This window comes from Mucilaginibacter agri (assembly GCF_009928685.1).
Lineage (GTDB): Bacteria > Bacteroidota > Bacteroidia > Sphingobacteriales > Sphingobacteriaceae > Mucilaginibacter > Mucilaginibacter agri.
In genome coordinates this window covers 131,939-148,671 of sequence record NZ_WWEO01000041.1, presented here as the reverse complement: position 1 = coordinate 148,671, position 16,733 = coordinate 131,939, and the positions used below count along the sequence as shown (strand labels likewise).

Genomic DNA, 16,733 nt, shown 5'->3' with positions numbered 1-16,733 from the left:
AATGTTACTTTTGCGCTATTAAAAATAACGCATGAAGAATACAGCTTTAACCCATATACATAGTAGTTTAGGAGCCAAAATGGTTCCGTTTGCAGGGTATAACATGCCCGTACAATATGCAGGTATCAATGTTGAACACGAGACGGTACGTAAAGCTGTTGGTGTGTTTGATGTAAGCCACATGGGCGAGTTTATACTAAAAGGCGAAAATGCTTTAGACCTTATTCAGCGCGTAACCAGTAACGATGCATCTAAACTGTATGATGGTAAAGTACAATACTCTTGCTTGCCAAACCAGGACGGCGGCATTGTTGACGACCTTTTGGTTTACCGCATCGATGATAAAACCTATATGCTGGTTGTTAACGCATCGAATATAGAAAAAGACTGGAACTGGATCTCTAAATTTAACACCGAAGGTGTTGATATGAAAGACATTTCAGACCGCACTTCATTGCTGGCTGTTCAAGGCCCTAAAGCAGCCGAGGCGTTACAATCGCTTACAGATATCGACTTAGCTTCGATGGAATATTATACTTTTAACAAAGGCAAATTTGCCGGTATTGATAACGTTGTGGTTTCTGCAACGGGCTACACCGGTGCAGGCGGTTTCGAAATTTATTGCGATAACGCTAATGCTGAGCACATCTGGAACGAAGTATTTAAAGCTGGCGAACCATTTGGCATTAAACCAATCGGTTTGGGCGCCCGTGATACCCTGCGTTTAGAGATGGGTTTCTGCCTGTACGGTAATGATATCGACGATACTACTTCGCCATTGGAGGCCGGCTTAGGCTGGGTAACTAAATTCAGCAAAGAATTTACTAATTCAGAGGCTTTACAAGCTCAAAAGACTGCAGGCGTTGAGCGTAAGCTTATCGGTTTTAAAATGATCGAACGCGGCATCCCCCGCCACGATTATGAGATTGTTGACGCAGAAGGTAATACCATTGGCAAAGTAACCTCAGGAACACAATCGCCATCGTTGCAAAGCGCTATCGGTATGGGGTATGTGCAAACCGCTTTCGCCAAAGAAGGTACGGAGATCTACATCAAGATCCGTGATAATAAAGTGAAGGCAGTTGTTGCCAAAATGCCTTTTAAATAAGTATCCCCCCGACCCCCTAAAGGGGAAGTAATAGAATCAATAAGAGCCCCTGCCGCTAAAGGGGAGCAAAAAAACATATAGTGACAAATACTCAAAATAGAAAAGCTACTTCTACTCCCCCTTTAGGGGGACGGGGGGCTTTAGAGGTTTGCCTTTCTCCGGCGCTACTTCCTTTATATAAAGTCGAAGAGTACATCGTAGTTATTATCGATATCTTTCGTGCTACATCATCTATTTGCTACGGCATTGATAATGGTGCCGAAGCGATTATCCCCGTTGCGCAGGTGGAAGAATGCATTGCTTACCGCGAAAAAGGCAATGACTATCTGATAGCTGCAGAGCGCGATGGAAGCGTGGTTACAGGTTTCGACTTTGGTAATTCGCCGTTCTCATACACTGCCGAAAAGGTTGCCGGTAAAACTGTGGTGTTAACTACTACCAACGGTACCCATGCGCTGCATTTATCGCGCGCTGCCAAAAAAGTGGTAATTGGTTCTTTCCTGAATCTTACTGCGCTGAGCAACTGGCTGAAAACACAGAACGAAAATATCCTGCTGGTTTGCGCAGGCTGGAAGAATAACTTCAACCTGGAAGACACTGCATTTGCCGGGGCCGTAATAGATAACCTTAAACAATCTGGAGAATACACTTTGGACGATCCGGCTATTGCAGCTTATGATCTATTTCAGTTGGCGAAAAGCGACATCCCGGCCTACCTGAGCAAAACCTCGCACGGCGAGCGAATGCGCAAATTGGGTATCGAACAGGATATAGCATTTTGTTTAAATGTAGATATAACCACGGCTATCCCGGTGTTAGAAGGAGAGCGATTGGTAAAGCTGGCCTAAACCAATTCAGAAAAATTTAGTCGGACTAACAAAAGCGACCTTGTAACGTTTAAACACCGTTGTGAGGTCGTTTATATTTTATTATGTTTGGTACGCCTAGTGTTGTGTTATGAGAGGAAGATTAGCTTTTTTATTGGTTTTAGTAACGTTAACAGGTGTTGTTAATGCCACTGGCTTGTTGCAGAAGTTTGAGAAGTCGACATTTTATCAGGCTATGGCATCTGGGACATTGAGTGAGATCGAAAATCAACTAACTGCTGTAGCCAGCGCTCCTGTGGAAGATCGTGGAGCTTATGAAGGTGTGCTGTTAATGCGTAAAGCAGGATTGCTGAGCAAGCCAAAAGATAAATTGCATTTTTTTAAAGATGGCCGCATCAAGTTTCAAACCGCTTTTATGGCCGATAGCAATAATGCCGAGTTTAGGTTTTTGCGCTTAGGTATACAAGAGCACGCGCCCAAGGTGGTTAAGTACAGCAGCAACATTCAGGTAGATAAGGCTTATATCAAAGAACATTTTAAAAGCTTATCGCCTGTTGTGCAGCATGCCGTAATAGAATATAGTAAAACGTCTAAAGTGCTGCATCCCGAAGATTTTAATTAGCCATTGATGAGTAAAAAGATCCTTGCGATATACTACACCCAGTCGGGCCAGATGAGTGACATTGTAGACTCATTTACGGAGCCGATGGCAGCTTCGGGAGCAACGGTTGAAAAGGTGCAGATCCACCCTGAAACCAATTACGATTTCCCCTGGACGGGCAGCCGTTTCTTTAGCGTAATGCCCGATTGCGTAATGGGTAACACACGCCCGCTGCAGCCCTATACTTTAAAGGAAGAAAAGTATGATCTGGTAATATTGGCCTACCAACCCTGGTTTTTATCGCCAAGCATACCATCCAGCACCCTATTACAGGATCCTAAATTTAAGACGCTAATACAGGGCACACCTATAGTAACTATAAGTGCTGGCCGTAACATGTGGTTAAACGCCTTTGATAAAATAAAGAAACTATTGGCAGACGCGGGTGCAAACCATGTAGGCAATGTGGCGTTAGTAGATAAGCATTCGAACCCGGTTAGTTTTGTAACCATTTTTTACTGGATGCTAAGCGGTAAAAAGGAGCGTTACCTGAATGTTTTCCCAAAACCGGGTGTGAGTGACGAGGATATAGAACGCACTAAAATATACGGTCAAACCGTTATAAAACATCTGAATAGTGGAAACTGGGAAGGGATGCAAAAACAGCTGGTAGATGCCGGGGCAGCATTTGTAAAATACCCGTTAATGGTAATTGAAGGCAAAGCTAAATACATTTTTGCAGCCTGGGCCAAGATCATTGTTAAAAGAAAGAACCAGCTGCCATGGACAACCGCCTTTAAATATTACCTGTTTATTGCGCTTTTTTTAGGCGCACCAATAATGCTGATATTAGACAATATTTTACTGAGGCCATTCACTCAGAAACAAATACGAAACAAGAAACTACATTACTTATTATTAAATTAAAACCATGTCTGCCAACGAGGTATATATTAATTCAACTTCTGCATTTTTTCCGAACGAGCCCGTAGCAAACGATGATATGGAGGCTTATTTAGGTTATATCGACAATAAACCATCCAAATCGAAAAAGATAGTATTGCGTAACAACGGTATCATTAACCGCTATTATGCATTGGAGAAAGGCGGAAAATCAACCCATACCAACGCGCAGATGACCGCCCTTGCGGTTAAAGAATTGTTTAAGAATGATCCCGAAAAGATCAAAGAAATAGAACTGCTATCTTGTGGCACTTCATCGCCCGACCAAATGATGCCAAGCCACGGCGTTATGGCGCACGGCTGGTTGCCGGAGATCGGCCCCATTGAAGTAGTATCGCCATCTGGTGTGTGCTGTGCGGGTATGCATGCTTTAAAATACGCTTACCTGGCCATCAAAACCGGCGATGTAAAACATGCCATCGCTACAGGGTCTGAAAGATTTTCGGGCCTGCTTGTGTCTGATGTGTTTGAAGAAGAAGTACAAAAAATTAAAGAGCTGAGCGAGAACCCATATATCGCATTCCAGAAAGACTTTCTGCGTTGGATGTTGTCTGACGGTGCTTCGGCATTTTTGATGAGTGATAAGCCAAATCCGGAAGGACTGAGCTTGCGCATAGAATGGATTGAAGGTGTATCCTACGCTAATGAAATGGAAACTTGCATGTACATGGGCGGCGATAAGCAAGCCGATGGTACGCTAAAGGGTTTTATGGACTATACTCCCGAAGAGATCATGACCAAATCTATCTTCAGCGTAAAGCAGGATATTGGTTTATTGAGTGATAACATTGTGCCGCTGGGTGGTAAAAAGATTAAAGAGATCTTTGAAAAGAAAGGCTTAACTGCCGAAGATATCGATTACTTTTTACCGCATATTTCGAGCGACTTTTTCAAAAGTAAAATTTACGACCTGGTGCAGATTTACGGCGGCGGTATACCATACGAGAAATGGTTTATCAACCTGTATACAGTAGGTAACGTAGGTGCAGCATCTGTTTACCTGATGATTAATGAGCTGTTTAACAACGGCACCTTGAAAAAAGGAGAGAAGATCTTATTACTGGTACCAGAAAGTTCGCGCTTTTCGTACATGTATGCCATGCTTACTGTTTGTTAAGCAGGCAATAAAGGGTTTAGGGAATGAAAAAGGAAGATGTTCCGCAGGATTTAGGGTCGCTCGGTAAAATTACCAGGGAGGTTTGTTACGCCACGGATAGTGAAGGTAAATACGTTACTGCACTAAGTACTGGTTGGGATGTAAAAACCAAAGCCCTTGATGTAGCCTGGCAGGAAATTGACCACCGCATTGCCGTCGCAAAACAAAAGGTATTAAATAAGGAAGCAAGCCCCCTGTTGTTTTTTATGGAATACCGTATGATGGATGCCTCTATACTGGCCGACTATACCGGCTTTTGGCAATGGCAGATTAAGCGGCATTTAAAGCCTGAAGTGTTCGATAAATTATCCGACAAAAAATTAGAAAAATACGCCGAGGCGTTTAATGTAAAGGTCGCCGACCTTAAAAGCATGAATGTGCATGAAAGTTGATTTTGTACACCGCCAGTCTGCACATTGCGAATCAGGGGTTACTTCGAGTTTATTACAAAATATTGGGGCCGCAAAAATAACCGAGCCATTGGCCTTTGGCATGGGCGCAGGTTTATTTTTTGCTTATATCCCCTTAATAAAAGTTAACAACGGCCCGGCAATCGCCTTCCGTACGTTTCCGGGTTTGATATTTAAGCGTACCTGTAAAGCGCTGGGTATTCCTATCATCCGCAAAAAATTCAACTCCAAAACAGAGGCCGAAAAGTACTTGCAGGATGCATTGGCGCAGGGTAGCCCTGTAGGTTGCCAGGTTGGGGTTTACTATCTGTCGTATTTCCCGCGCGAGTACCGTTTCCACTTCAACGCCCATAACCTTATCGTTTTTGGTAAGGAGGAAGACAACTACCTCATCAGCGACCCAATTATGGAAACGCCCACCACACTTACTAGCTACGAGTTAGAGCGTGTGCGTTTTGCCAAAGGTGCGCTGGCACCTAAAGGGCAAATTTATTACCCTGCAAGTGGAGTAGAAGTTACAGACGATACCATCCGCAATGCCATTAGAAATGGTATTAAGCTAAACGTAAGCAACATGCTGAACATCCCCGGCTGGTTTGCTGGCGTAGATGGGATTAAGTTTACCGGTGGCCGCATAAAAAAATGGCGTGATAGTTTAGGGCTTGAAAAAGCCGGCCAATACTTAGCCCAATTAGTGCGTATGCAGGAGGAGATCGGCACCGGTGGCGGCGGTTTCCGGTACATGTACGGGGCCTTTTTACAAGAGGCGCATGAATATTTGCCGAATGATGATCTGCTCCGGATTTCAGAAAAATTTACAGAGACGGGCGACCTTTGGCGTACTTCGGCCGTATTAGCTGCAGGGATCTATAAAGGACGCCTGGGCAGCCAGGCAGATTTTAACCAGATGGGCGACTATCTGATCGAGATCTCGGAGATTGAACGTAAGGCTTTTACCGAACTGAAAAATATAAAATGGCAATAACAGATTCGTTAGCGGTAGATATACAAAACCTCAGCTTTAGCTATGCGGAAGATGCGGGCGTGCATTATACTGGCCTGAATCTGCAAATCCCAAAAGGCGAGCGTTTTGGTTTGTTTGGCCCAAACGGAGCAGGTAAAACCACGCTAATGAGTTTAATGACCGGCCTGATAAATGCCGACAGCGGCAGCATTAAATTATTGGGAGAGCCGGTCGATAAGAAAAATAAGGCAGTTAACAAGCTCTTCGGTTTTGTACCGCAGGATTTTTCTTTTTACCAGGAACTAAGTCCGGCCGAAAATCTCGAATTCTTCGGTGCGTGGGCTGGCCTAACAAAAAAGCAAACCAATCATCGTACCACAGAACTTTTGGAAGTTTTAGGTCTGCAGGATGTACGTAACCAACAGGTACAGAAATTTTCGGGAGGGATGAAACGCCGGGTTAACCTGGCGATAGGAGTGATCCACAATCCTGCCATTTTGTTTTTAGACGAACCCACCGTTGGGGTAGATGTGCAAACCCGCCATGCTATCATAGGCTACCTGCATCAGCTAAATGAACAGGGTACTACACTGGTTTATACCTCACACCAGTTAAGCGAAGCTGAGGATCTGTGTAACGACGTAGCCATGATTGATGATGGCAAGATCATAGCCCAGGGTGGTTTAAATAGCCTGATGGAGAAATATAAAGAACCAACCCTTGAGGGTTTGTTTCTAAAACTAACCGGCAAACAATATCGTGACTGATGTATAAACTGAAGGCAACCATTATAAAGGATATCAGGATCCTGCTTCGCGATAAGGTGGGTATAGCGCTGGCTTTTATTATGCCTATTATACTGGTGATTATTGTAACCAGTATTCAAAACAGCACCTTTCAGCTGGTAAACAAAAACCGCATTACCATGATGGTATGCAACCGCGATACCGGCAAGTTGAGCACCCAACTCATGAGCACGCTGGATAAGATGGGAATGTTTAAGATCAACAACATCGATAAAGCAGAAACAGACGATGCCATTAAACAGCGGATGCGCGGTAAAGACGCCTTGCTGGCTATTGTGATTCCGGCTGATTACACGCAGAAGATAACAGCAAAAGCAAAGAATGTATCGGGCAAAGCATTAAATAGCTTTGGTTTATCGGGAGATACTGCTAAAAGCAAAATATCGGTAAATCCCCTGGCGATGTACTATCAGCCTATTATACAGGAATCGTACAGAATGTCTATCAATGGCGCACTGCGCAGTGCATTGCAAATTGTAGAAAGCCGCGAAACCTTGCGCCAGCTATACTTCGCCATTAACGAAAAGCCATTGCCGGAGGCATTGGAAAAGGACCTGTTGAATAACCAGACTAAGATTAATGAATTGCCGGTATCTATTAGCGGAGGTATTATTATGCCCAATGCTACACAACATAACGTGCCCGCCTGGACAATTTTCGCCATGTTCTTCATCATAATTTCCCTCGGCGGCAGCGTGGTTAGGGAAAAGATAAGCGGTAGTTTTATTCGCCTTAAAACGCTGCCAACCAATTTTATGGTGGCGTTGGTCTCTAAACAAATAACCTACCTGGGCGTTACTTTGCTACAGGCACTGGTAATATTTTCGATGGGTATCTGGCTGTTTCCCCACATCGGGTTGCCGGCCTTAAACTTACCAAGCGATTACTTTGGCTTGCTGATGGTTACATTGGTGTGCGGATGGTGTGCAGTAAGTTATGCGATATGCATGGGCGTGTATTGCCAAACGCAGGAGCAAGCGAATGGCTTTGGCGCGGTATCTATAGTGATAATGGCCGCCGTGGGCGGTTTGATGGTACCCAGCTTTGCCATGCCCGATGCCTTTAAAACGGTTGCAGCTATCTCGCCATTACACTGGTGCATAGAAGCTTATTATACCCTGTTTTTAGAGGGAGGAAAACTGAAGGATGTAATTCCAAATCTGCTACCTTTGCTGGGTATTACGCTGCTGATACAACTGGCAGCCTACATTGGACTAAAAAAGAAGAACCTGATCTAAGAGAAACATATAATGGAAAAAGAAGCGCTGAAAGAACAGCTTAAGCAACAGATCATCAAGTTTTTAAACTTAACCGACCTTACCCCGGCCGACATTAAAGATGACGAGCCACTTTTCGGCGATGGTTTAGGTCTGGATTCTATCGACTCGTTGGAACTAATCGTACTGCTTAAAAAAGAATATGGCATCACCATCAAAGATCCTAAGGACGGCCGCAAGGTATTAGTGGACGTAAATTCGATGGCTGATTATATTGTAGAGCATTCTGCGAAATAATCCGCGCCTAAAATATTTTTGTCATCTCGAACGATAGTGAGAGATCTTCTGCGCCGACTGTTTCATCGTAGAAGATTTCTCCTCCGTCGAAATGACAAATTTGATAAAAATCGTATCAGCACTTCATAATCTGCTGATATAAAGCCTGCAATTTAAAGCTCACCGTTTGACCGCAATTGAGCGTTGCGGTAATTTTTATCTGCAGTTTCTCCACCTCCTGATAACTTACCTTTAACTGCAGAACCGGATCGGTTTGAGGGTTCACCATCGATAAAAACTTCATGCTGCTGGCTTTAATAAGCTGCACGCACTGGTCAAAAGCGATTTCCATTACTTCCTGTATCATTTGCAATGCACATGCTCCGGGCAGCACCGGTTGCTCTGGGTAATGACCCGAAAAAATTTCGTGAGTGGGGTTGAGCAGCAGCGTTGCATAAATGGCATTGTCGCTGTTCTGCAAAGTTTGAATAGTATATAGAGTATCCTTTAACATGCTGAAACCAACATTAGCGACCAGTATTTATTTTGATAATGAGTGCAGATCAATACTCGTTTGATTTGCGAATTGGTAACCTTGTTTTCTGCCAATGCAGCAGGAACTGCTCCTGTTTTAACAATGTTAGAAGCCAACCACAAAGCAAAAGATGATGCCGTTGGATACTCGCCGCAGAGATGTTTGTAATGAATTAACGGGTTATTCTTAAATAAGCCTTTTTCCAATTCATCAATAGCCACGTCACTTGGTGTATCCCCGTTTTTACCTGAAATAACAAGATCGATATTATCCAACTGTAAATCATGAGCGGTTAAAAAGCTCAATACAGCCTCTTCGATATTGGCAGGCTTGTAAACGGTTTGAAAAGCATCGATAGAAGCTATATCGCTACCCGATGACTCGTTAGACAACACAAAGAAAGCTGCCCCTTCGCCCGCAATAGTACCCGGCGAATTGGTTGCATACAGCTCTGTATTAGTAAAATCTCCCTTTTTATAGGTGTCAAATCTGTCGAAGATGGCGTAATTGGTGTCTGTTATTTCGTCAATTCCGCCTACTAAAATGGTTGATGCTTCCTGCTCTGCAAACAGCATGGCGGCATCCATTAATGCGCTTTCGAAAGAGAAGCTTTTGTGTACAAATGTGTTGTTGTAGGCGTGGCATTGCAGCATCAATGCTATTTGAGCTGCTACCGTGTTATGGGTAGACTGAATAAATGCTGTAGGTGGCAGCATTTCTTCCTCCTGCTCAATAATGCGGGTTAGGAAAACAGTGGTGTCCTCTACGCAACCATAAGCAGTGCCGGTAATAATGGCATCGGGCATCGTAACGCCTGATTGATTTAGTGCCTCCTTCGCGGCCGCTACTCCCATCTTAATTACCCTGCTCATCCTGCGGCTTAGCTTGGGATCGAGATAGGGTTTGTAATCCGGTTCTATAGCATCCAAACGAGGCTTGGTATAGGTATGCGCGTCGGTCAAAAATGGGACATCCCCAAAAGTTTTTTGGGCTGAAATACAGGCTGTTGATTTAATGTATAGCTTCATCATTATGCCTTAGAAAATATTAATGATGAACAATTACCGCCAAACCCGAAAGAGTTAGACAATACATGATTGATTGGCTGATCGGTTAGCAACTCCGTTTGTGGCGAAAAAGGTAATTCTTTCATCTGCGTTTCAAAGCGAAGATTTGGGAATACCAAACCGTGTTTCAAAGCGAGTAGAGAAAATACCGCTTCGATGCCGCCACTTGCTCCCAAGGTATGCCCTGTGAAGGATTTGGTAGAACTCATCGGCGGATAATTGCCATCAAACAGACGCATTACCGCCGTGCCTTCGCTTTGATCGTTGTTTGGTGTGCCGGTGCCATGTAGGTTGATGTAGCCAATATCAGATGGCTGTAGCCCCGCCCGTTTTAATGCACCTTGCATAGCCATGTACGGGCCGTCGCCTTCGGGCGAGGTTGCTGTTTGATGATAGGCATCGTTGCTGTTATCGTACCCGCTTAGTTTGCCATAAAGTTCTTTATCAAGCTGTTTGGCAATTTTATCGGATACCAATACTACATAGCCCGCGCCTTCGCCTAAATTAAGGCCCTCACGGTTTTCGTCAAAAGGTTTGCAAAATTTACGATCGAGGATCATAAGGGTATTAAAGCCGTTAAGCGTAAACCGGGTAAAGGCATCAGTACCTCCGGCTACAACTGCATCCAGTATCCCCGCGCGAATTAGCCGCGCACCAAAAAATATCGCATTGGCCGATGAAGAGCAGGCGGTGCTAATAGTAGTAACATAACTGTTGATCTCCAACTGATCGGCAACCAGTTCTGTAATATTACCGCAGCCGTGATTTACTACATCTAGCAAATCGCCTCTTTGATTGTCCTTTAAGAAATCTTCGTAAAAATGTTCGGATTTATCCATACCCCCCACGGTATTGGCCGAAATAAAACCAATACGCAGACCGCCGATATTTTTGATAGCTGAGTCCTCTAATGCTTCTTTAGCTGCAATGCTGCTCAATAAAGCCGTGCGGCTAATATGCTCCGGAAAGCCTGCCATCGCAGCCAATTGCGAATTGTTGAATTTCACTTCGGCAGCCGGAATCTCGTGCTTGTATCTTGTTTGCAGATAAGTAATATCGGCCATGCCGGCTTTGCCGCTTTTAAGCGCAGCCAGGTTCTCCGCCACATTGTTTCCAATGGCCGAGATAACGCCTAAACCTGCAACGTAAACCGGTGAACTCATTTTTATTTTTCTTTTAATAAATATGTCATTGCGAGGAGGTACGACGAAGCAACCTCGTAGCTATGCAGATCTAATTTGTATAGCTACGAGGTTGCCGCGCTATCGCTCGCAATGACATATTTTATATATTAAATGTCTTTGTCAAATTGTTTACTTCAAACTCAACCCCGTTGCTGCTTTGCTCCACCAAAAATAACGCCGCTTTATACTCATCACCAACCACATCAACCCAGCCGCAAATGCAGGCTTTTAATATGTCATTGTTTAGCAAGTAGCTTGCCTGTTGATGGATAAATGCAGCATCAAAAGCAGGCGTAATATAAAATGCGTCTTCGCCCTTAAAACCATTGCGAATGCAGATTTCGCCTATTACAATATTAGGCAGGGTATACACAAATAACGATGGGCTGGCCATATCCTGCGCCGAATCCCAATATTTTAGATCGGCATCGAGGCTAGAGTTGGCGTTCGTTAATACTATCCCAATTTCCTCGGGCTGATATTTAGTTTTATCGAAACTATCCTTCAATAAAACCTCTGATGCCAGCCAACCTAATTTACTCAGATTATCCATTTTATAGAATTTTGGATAGTTGAGTTCGAAATGTTGGTAGGTAGATAACAAAAAAGCGGCTAAATCCGGGCTCTGACCTCCGAACACCGGCATCTCATCCTTGTACACCGCATTATTGCTAATGATACAACTGCTTGTGATATATTGCTGTTCTGCCGACAATCTTCTTTCTGCTAATTTATTTACTTAAAACCAACGCGCCATTGCACCCACCAAAACCCGATGCTGTTTTTACGCAGTGTTTAATTTCGGCGTCGCTAATGGCACTTGTGATGTTTAGTGGCGCTGTACCTGTTTCCTCAAAACCTAAGGTAGGTAATAAAGTATTTTGCACCATGCATTGTTTGGCCAGTACGGTTTCAATTAGGCCGGCTGCGCCTAATGTATGGCCGTAGAAGGCTTTGAGTCCGTTTACAGGCGTATGTTGGATGCCAGCAAGTGTAATTGCCTTGGCTTCCATTTCGTCGTTATAAGGGGTTGCTGTGCCGTGGGCTGAGATCAAATCGATATCAGTTGATTTTACCCCAGCATTGCTTAAAGCTTTGGTAATGGCATCTGCCAGTTCTTGCCCTGTGCGCGATGGCCCAGAGATATGGTTTGCATCATTACTAATACCACCACCTGTTACCCGAATATTACCGTTATATTTTTCATCGCCCGATAAAATTATCGTGGCGGCACCTTCACCCAAATTAAGTCCGGCGCGGTTTTTATCAAATGGCTTGCATCTTTCCGCGCTTAATGCCTGGAACGATTGGAAACCGGATACCACGAACTTAGATATCACATCGGCACCCGTAACCACCACCTGATTGTATTCCCCCGACTGAATCATCCGCATGCCGGTAACAATTGCCATAACACCCGAAATGCAGGCATTGGATATAATAACAGGTTGAGAAACGAAACCAAATAAACGTGCTACCAATTGAGCAGAAGTATTAAGCGAGATCCGTTTCTGTAGTTCTTCGTTGTTTTCTTCTGTTCCCAACAGGCTGATATTGCCTTTGGTGGAGGAGATAATTAAGCCGGTTTTAGGATCATCGACCTGAACTTTAATTTGGCTTAATGCTTCGGCGATTGATGCAACAAGCAGTTGCTCAAATTTGGTGTAAGTGTCCGCGCCGGGAATCAAAACTTCGTTGCCATTGAACAAGGAAGCTGCTATGGGAGCGTTCGATAGATCAGCCCTATGATGTTGTTGAACACCTGAAATCCCGTTTTTGAGCTTGTCGAAGTTTTCGGCAGTAGTACGGCCTAAAGGACTGCAAACATTGTCTGCAATAATAAAAACGCTTTTATTACTCAACTGTCCCATTAGCGGCTCAAACTTTGGCTGAAGTATCCTGTAAAAATATTTTCATTTCGCAACTGGCTAAAAGCTGGTTGTTGCACCAAACTTTACCAGTAACTACGGTAACGTCAAAAATCTGGTTTTCGGTATATATTTCGGTTAGTAATTCATCACCTACTTTTGGTATACCGAAAATTTCGAGGTCTTTTACTGCTCCGATAAACCCTTTAATAACAGGTTTGTTTTCTGCTAATGCCTTATAGCCGGCGTGGGCCGCAGCTGTTTGGGCAATGTTTTCGAGTAAGCCACCTTCTGTAAAAGAGCTTTTATCAACCAGCGGATTATCTGCCTTTATAGTGAAACCACATTTAGCGGTGGTTTCATCGGCAAACAACAACTGGTCTACCATTACAAATGGTGCCTTTTGTGGGATAAGTGGAATAGCGGATTGCGGCAACATATTTTTATGAATATAAACCGCCGTTAATAGATAAAACCTGACCGGTGATATACCCCGAATCGGCAGACGCCAGAAACGCGGCCGCATGAGCAACTTCTTCCGGCAGTCCAAAACGGCGAACAGGAATTTGATTACGTAGTTCTTTTTCGTCAAGTCCCTCGGTCATATCAGTTTTAATAAAACCGGGAGCAAGTGCATTTACGGTGATGCCCTGACGGCCTACTTCCTGCGCTAAGGCTTTAGTTGCTCCAATTACCCCTGCCTTAGCAGCCGAATAATTGGTTTGCCCCGGTAGCCCCTTAATACCCGACAGTGAAACCACATTGATGATACGGCCGAAACGGTTCATCATCATGCTGTTTAAAACCAGGCGTGTGGTGTAAAAGAAACTATCGAGGTTGGTACTTATCACGTTGTCCCATTGCTCGTCTGTCATCCAGGTTAGCAGGCTGTCTTCGCGGATACCGGCGTTGTTTACCAGTACTTCTATAGGGTTTTGTTCGTTAGCTTCAATCCAGCTACCTAACACTTGCTTTATCTGCTCTTTGTGGGCCACGTCGAATTGCATCAACTCGCCATTACCGCCTGCATCTTTAATCTGTTGCAATGTGTTTTCGGCTTCTGCGGTATTACTTTTAAAGTTAATAAGCACATAATAGCCCAATGCTGCCATTTTAATGCAGATTGCTTTGCCTATTCCCCTCGAACCACCGGTAACTAACGCGCACTTCATCAAATTAATTAGCTTGTGCCGGAATAAATGAATCCGCAGTTTCTAAAAACTCTCTAACTTTTTTCAAGGTTTTGTATTGCGGTTGGTCTTCCACAAATACAGGGAAAATCTCGCGTAGTTGTGTGTAAACAGTCGAAGACGCCGATGATAACCTATCCTGAAAGCCCATGTAATCTATAGCCTGTGCAATGGTCATGAGTTGGATGGTCAATACCTCGAACGAATTATCGATCACCTTTTTCGTCATCAATGCTGCGTTGCAGCCCATGCTCACCATATCCTGGTTGTCATTGTTGTTCGGGATGCTGTGCACATACATCGGGAACGAAAGCGTTTGATTTTCGGCCACGGTAGATACGGCCGTAAATTGCACGCCCTGCATTCCAAAGTTTAAGCCTAATACGCCAAGGTTTACAAACGGCGGGAATTTCTGGTTCAGCTTTTGGTTCAGCAGGTAGTTTAACTGTCGCTCTGATAACATAGAAAGTTTGGTGATCGCAATCTTCAGCTTATCCATTTCTAAAGAAACATAATCGCCGTGAAAGTTACCGCCGTGGAAAACGTTGTTGTTTTCGTGGTCGATAACCGGGTTGTCGTTCACCGAGTTCAGCTCATTTCCCAGTACTTCGCCCGCCTGCTGAATGGTATCGTAAATAGGACCGAGTATTTGCGTAACACAACGAAGCGAATAATACTCCTGTACCTTATCCTCAAATACTTCCTGATCTAAATTATCAGGATTATATAAATGCTCCGAACGATCGCGGATCAGTTTGCTGTCTTTCAAAATTTCGCGCATTTGTGCGCCGATCTCGTTCTGGCCTTTGTGGCGTTTAACAATGTTCAGTTCGTAAGAGAAGTGGTCATCATAGGCCTCCACAATTTCGTTGACCATTGACGACAACATTACCGACCAATCCAGCAGCTTCTGTGCCCGGATTACATTTGTCATGCCAATACCCGTCATAGCCGACGTTCCGTTAATAATGGCAAGGCCTTCGCGACCGTGAATGGTTAACGCCTTAACACCTTGCTCGGCAAAAACCTCAGCCGTAGGGCGAACTTGCCCTTCAAAAATTACTTCACCTTCACCAATCAGTACCAGGCCTAAGTGGGCCAGTTGCACCAGATCGCCGCTGGCGCCTACACCTCCGTGCTCGAACACGCAGGGCGCTATGTTTTTGTTAATAAGATCTGCCAGCAGGTTTACTACATCGGGGTGTACGCCAGAACGTGCCTGCATAAAGCTGTTTAGGCGGGCAACCATCAGGGCTTTAACCAGGTGGGCTTGTATCAAATTACCACTGCCAGACGAGTGGCTGCGGATGAGGTTATACTGAAGCTGTAAAAGGCTGTCGTCGCTGATCTTATACTGGGCCATTGGGCCAAAGCCGGTATTGATACCGTAGATCAGTTTGTTTGACGAAAATTGAGTAAGGAAATTATAGTTGACTTGAACTTTCTCTAAAGCGGCCTCGTCCAACACAACCTGCTGACCGTTAAATATGATCTCAGCAAAATCGTGTAGTGCAAGCGTACTTTGTCCAACAATTATCATGGGCAAATTATTAGTAATATGATAGAAATATTAAACGGGTAAATTTAGGAAAATATATGGTAGGATTTGGAGAGAATTAACACACCGTGTCATTGCGAGGCACGAAGCAACCTCGTAGCCTACAGATCGAATATATTGCTACGAGGTTGCCACGCTATCGCTCGCAATGACACGGTCCAGGTCAGGGAATGCTATAAGCCTAACCTATCCAAATAAATATCCAATTCCCTATCACCCATACCATAAATCTTTTCGGTTGACCAAAAGGCCTCGTAGATAGCCGGGCGGTTTTTAATGCCTAGTTTTTGGATATCGATCAGTCTTTGCTCAATATGATTGTATCCCTCGGCATTAACTGTTAAGCGTTGCACATGCGCCTGCATGGCAGGCTTTAAGTTGTGCAAGCTGCCCCAGAAGGGGTTAGTATCTATCCAATTCTGTAATTCGGCAACATCGCCTTTAACGTATAGCGCCCAGGCTTCTTCGGCCAGGCGAAAGTCGTATTCGGTTAGACGTACCCGGTCGTCGAATACATACTCAAGCTGCTCGCCATTTAGTTGTCCCATGCCTCGGAAATCGGGCATGCCCGGGAAACTATTCGGGGATATGAGGTAAATAGCCTTTTCGCTTAAATCAACCTGTTGCTCTATCAGTTGCATAGCCCCAAGCATATTCACCTGGCAATGCAGATCGAACTCAAACCAGAGATTAATTTCTTCGTGCGGGCAATTAAACTTATCCAGCTTATCTACGGTATGTTTAAAATAGTCTTCGGGTGTAATTTTAAATGTATCGCTCACCCATTTGGCGCGCATTTTCCAAAACTCACTATCAATGCCCTTACAAAGCGGACCTTCCGACAGTACCTCGCGCCAAACAATTACCTCGCCGTCGAGGCCGGTATCGTTAAATCCATGTAAGGTGGCATCACCATTGAGAATGTGGAGCGTTTTTTCCATAGAGGTAAAGGTAAATTATTGGTTGATTTGTTTATAGGGCGATAGAGATATGTGACATAGGG

The 16,733-nt window shown here is 44.3% G+C and carries 19 protein-coding genes; 10 read left to right on the top strand and 9 right to left on the bottom strand.

Annotated features, from left to right (window positions below; translation table 11 throughout):
* Nucleotides 1-31: 31 nt before the first annotated feature.
* The 10 genes from gcvT to GSY63_RS07905 all read left to right on the top strand — a co-directional run bounded on the left by gcvT (nt 32) and on the right by GSY63_RS07905 (nt 8,349).
* Nucleotides 32-1,108: a glycine cleavage system aminomethyltransferase GcvT gene (gene gcvT / locus GSY63_RS07950; protein WP_166585267.1), complete on the top strand. Its 1,077-nt coding sequence runs from the start codon at nt 32-34 to the stop codon at nt 1,106-1,108.
* 80 nt (nt 1,109-1,188) lie between these two features.
* Complete coding sequence (locus GSY63_RS07945; protein WP_166585266.1) at nt 1,189-1,956, top strand: 2-phosphosulfolactate phosphatase; 768 nt, start codon at nt 1,189-1,191, stop codon at nt 1,954-1,956.
* A 109-nt stretch (nt 1,957-2,065) separates the two neighbouring features.
* Nucleotides 2,066-2,557, top strand: coding sequence for a hypothetical protein (locus GSY63_RS07940; protein WP_166585265.1), 492 nt, complete (start codon nt 2,066-2,068; stop codon nt 2,555-2,557).
* Between the two features lie 6 nt (nt 2,558-2,563).
* Nucleotides 2,564-3,463 (top strand): hypothetical protein, encoded by a 900-nt coding sequence (locus tag GSY63_RS07935; RefSeq protein WP_166585264.1) that lies wholly within the window; start codon nt 2,564-2,566, stop codon nt 3,461-3,463.
* A 4-nt stretch (nt 3,464-3,467) separates the two neighbouring features.
* The gene (locus tag GSY63_RS07930; protein WP_166585263.1) at nt 3,468-4,616 is read left to right on the top strand and encodes a beta-ketoacyl-ACP synthase III; all 1,149 of its coding nucleotides are present in this window, start codon (nt 3,468-3,470) and stop codon (nt 4,614-4,616) included.
* Nucleotides 4,617-4,639: 23 nt separating this feature from the next.
* Nucleotides 4,640-5,047 (top strand): hypothetical protein, encoded by a 408-nt coding sequence (locus GSY63_RS07925; RefSeq protein WP_166585262.1) that lies wholly within the window; start codon nt 4,640-4,642, stop codon nt 5,045-5,047.
* A complete protein-coding gene (locus GSY63_RS07920) occupies nt 5,037-6,050 on the top strand; it encodes a BtrH N-terminal domain-containing protein (RefSeq protein WP_166585261.1) in 1,014 nt (337 codons plus the stop codon). The genes GSY63_RS07925 and GSY63_RS07920 overlap by 11 nt, the downstream gene beginning before the upstream one ends.
* Complete coding sequence (locus GSY63_RS07915) at nt 6,041-6,796, top strand: ABC transporter ATP-binding protein (RefSeq protein ID WP_166585260.1); 756 nt, start codon at nt 6,041-6,043, stop codon at nt 6,794-6,796. The genes GSY63_RS07920 and GSY63_RS07915 overlap by 10 nt, the downstream gene beginning before the upstream one ends.
* Entirely contained in the window at nt 6,796-8,073 is a 1,278-nt protein-coding gene (locus GSY63_RS07910) for an ABC transporter permease (RefSeq protein WP_166585259.1), read from the top strand. The genes GSY63_RS07915 and GSY63_RS07910 overlap by 1 nt, the downstream gene beginning before the upstream one ends.
* 12 nt (nt 8,074-8,085) lie before the next feature.
* Nucleotides 8,086-8,349 (top strand): phosphopantetheine-binding protein, encoded by a 264-nt coding sequence (locus tag GSY63_RS07905; RefSeq protein WP_166585258.1) that lies wholly within the window; start codon nt 8,086-8,088, stop codon nt 8,347-8,349.
* A gap of 115 nt (nt 8,350-8,464) precedes the next feature.
* Here GSY63_RS07905 and GSY63_RS07900 read toward each other — a convergent pair whose 3' ends face one another.
* From GSY63_RS07900 to GSY63_RS07860, 9 genes are all read right to left on the bottom strand, one after another.
* Nucleotides 8,465-8,842 (bottom strand): 3-hydroxyacyl-ACP dehydratase, encoded by a 378-nt coding sequence (locus GSY63_RS07900; protein WP_166585257.1) that lies wholly within the window; start codon nt 8,840-8,842, stop codon nt 8,465-8,467.
* On the bottom strand, nt 8,836-9,894 hold the full coding sequence (locus tag GSY63_RS07895; RefSeq protein WP_208094489.1) for a beta-ketoacyl synthase N-terminal-like domain-containing protein: 1,059 nt from the start codon (nt 9,892-9,894) through the stop codon (nt 8,836-8,838). The genes GSY63_RS07900 and GSY63_RS07895 overlap by 7 nt, the downstream gene beginning before the upstream one ends.
* Nucleotides 9,894-11,093, bottom strand: coding sequence for a beta-ketoacyl-[acyl-carrier-protein] synthase family protein (locus GSY63_RS07890; RefSeq protein WP_166585256.1), 1,200 nt, complete (start codon nt 11,091-11,093; stop codon nt 9,894-9,896). Before GSY63_RS07890 ends, GSY63_RS07895 begins: the two co-directional genes overlap by 1 nt.
* A gap of 121 nt (nt 11,094-11,214) precedes the next feature.
* Nucleotides 11,215-11,829: a hypothetical protein gene (locus GSY63_RS07885; protein ID WP_166585255.1), complete on the bottom strand. Its 615-nt coding sequence runs from the start codon at nt 11,827-11,829 to the stop codon at nt 11,215-11,217.
* Nucleotides 11,830-11,845: 16 nt separating this feature from the next.
* On the bottom strand, nt 11,846-12,985 hold the full coding sequence (locus tag GSY63_RS07880; RefSeq protein ID WP_166585254.1) for a beta-ketoacyl-[acyl-carrier-protein] synthase family protein: 1,140 nt from the start codon (nt 12,983-12,985) through the stop codon (nt 11,846-11,848).
* Nucleotides 12,986-12,992: 7 nt separating this feature from the next.
* Entirely contained in the window at nt 12,993-13,421 is a 429-nt protein-coding gene (locus tag GSY63_RS07875; RefSeq protein WP_166585253.1) for a 3-hydroxyacyl-ACP dehydratase, read from the bottom strand.
* Nucleotides 13,422-13,425: 4 nt separating this feature from the next.
* The gene (gene fabG, locus GSY63_RS07870) at nt 13,426-14,154 is read right to left on the bottom strand and encodes a 3-oxoacyl-ACP reductase FabG (protein WP_166585252.1); all 729 of its coding nucleotides are present in this window, start codon (nt 14,152-14,154) and stop codon (nt 13,426-13,428) included.
* Nucleotides 14,155-14,158: 4 nt separating this feature from the next.
* Nucleotides 14,159-15,712, bottom strand: coding sequence for an HAL/PAL/TAL family ammonia-lyase (locus GSY63_RS07865; protein ID WP_166585251.1), 1,554 nt, complete (start codon nt 15,710-15,712; stop codon nt 14,159-14,161).
* 191 nt (nt 15,713-15,903) lie between these two features.
* Nucleotides 15,904-16,671, bottom strand: coding sequence for a DUF1835 domain-containing protein (locus GSY63_RS07860; protein WP_166585250.1), 768 nt, complete (start codon nt 16,669-16,671; stop codon nt 15,904-15,906).
* Nucleotides 16,672-16,733 lie beyond the last annotated feature (62 nt).

Excerpts from the sequence above, each read along its gene's own strand:
- gcvT (WP_166585267.1), top strand. The coding sequence starts at position 32 with ATGAAGAATACAGCTTTAACCCATATACATAGTAGTTTAGGAGCCAAA.
- GSY63_RS07940 (WP_166585265.1), top strand. The coding sequence starts at position 2,066 with ATGAGAGGAAGATTAGCTTTTTTATTGGTTTTAGTAACGTTAACAGGT.
- GSY63_RS07935 (WP_166585264.1), top strand. The coding sequence starts at position 2,564 with ATGAGTAAAAAGATCCTTGCGATATACTACACCCAGTCGGGCCAGATG.
- GSY63_RS07930 (WP_166585263.1), top strand. The coding sequence starts at position 3,468 with ATGTCTGCCAACGAGGTATATATTAATTCAACTTCTGCATTTTTTCCG.
- GSY63_RS07925 (WP_166585262.1), top strand. The coding sequence starts at position 4,640 with ATGAAAAAGGAAGATGTTCCGCAGGATTTAGGGTCGCTCGGTAAAATT.
- GSY63_RS07920 (WP_166585261.1), top strand. The coding sequence starts at position 5,037 with ATGAAAGTTGATTTTGTACACCGCCAGTCTGCACATTGCGAATCAGGG.
- GSY63_RS07915 (WP_166585260.1), top strand. The coding sequence starts at position 6,041 with ATGGCAATAACAGATTCGTTAGCGGTAGATATACAAAACCTCAGCTTT.
- GSY63_RS07910 (WP_166585259.1), top strand. The coding sequence starts at position 6,796 with ATGTATAAACTGAAGGCAACCATTATAAAGGATATCAGGATCCTGCTT.
- GSY63_RS07905 (WP_166585258.1), top strand. The coding sequence starts at position 8,086 with ATGGAAAAAGAAGCGCTGAAAGAACAGCTTAAGCAACAGATCATCAAG.
- GSY63_RS07900 (WP_166585257.1), bottom strand. The coding sequence starts at position 8,842 with ATGTTAAAGGATACTCTATATACTATTCAAACTTTGCAGAACAGCGAC.
- GSY63_RS07895 (WP_208094489.1), bottom strand. The coding sequence starts at position 9,894 with ATGATGAAGCTATACATTAAATCAACAGCCTGTATTTCAGCCCAAAAA.
- GSY63_RS07890 (WP_166585256.1), bottom strand. The coding sequence starts at position 11,093 with ATGAGTTCACCGGTTTACGTTGCAGGTTTAGGCGTTATCTCGGCCATT.
- GSY63_RS07880 (WP_166585254.1), bottom strand. The coding sequence starts at position 12,985 with ATGGGACAGTTGAGTAATAAAAGCGTTTTTATTATTGCAGACAATGTT.
- GSY63_RS07875 (WP_166585253.1), bottom strand. The coding sequence starts at position 13,421 with ATGTTGCCGCAATCCGCTATTCCACTTATCCCACAAAAGGCACCATTT.
- fabG (WP_166585252.1), bottom strand. The coding sequence starts at position 14,154 with ATGAAGTGCGCGTTAGTTACCGGTGGTTCGAGGGGAATAGGCAAAGCA.
- GSY63_RS07865 (WP_166585251.1), bottom strand. The coding sequence starts at position 15,712 with ATGATAATTGTTGGACAAAGTACGCTTGCACTACACGATTTTGCTGAG.
- GSY63_RS07860 (WP_166585250.1), bottom strand. The coding sequence starts at position 16,671 with ATGGAAAAAACGCTCCACATTCTCAATGGTGATGCCACCTTACATGGA.